1 protein-coding gene is annotated in these 221 nt (G+C 68.3%); it reads right to left on the bottom strand.

Annotated elements, in window-relative coordinates; translation table 11 throughout:
• On the bottom strand, window positions 1-164 hold a 164-nt coding region (locus ACM5QX_RS29690; protein ID WP_414756782.1), incomplete at its 3' end, for an FAD-dependent oxidoreductase.
• Window positions 165-221: the final 57 nt, after the last annotated feature.

The raw sequence follows: 221 nt of genomic DNA, 5'->3' as shown, positions 1-221 counted from the left end.
CGCTCGATCTGGAAATGCAGCGAGCCCGCATTGGCGCCCGACGCCCCCGCGTTCAGATACGACGCCTCGATCAGTTCGACCGACGCCCCGGCGCCGGCGAGACGGCAGGCTGTTGCGCAGCCCACCAGTCCGCCGCCGATCACCAGAACATCGACGCTTCGCATCCTGCTCAGACACGCCCCAGGCTGGCCAGGGTGGCGCGGATGCTGTCCAGATCACCA

Origin of the sequence: Anabaena sp. CCY 9910 (assembly GCF_963920875.1) — a bacterium.
GTDB classification, from domain to species: domain Bacteria; phylum Cyanobacteriota; class Cyanobacteriia; order Cyanobacteriales; family Nostocaceae; genus Trichormus; species Trichormus variabilis.
The sequence above is the reverse complement of the archived record's forward strand: the minus strand, read 5'-3'. Positions and strand labels throughout refer to the sequence as shown.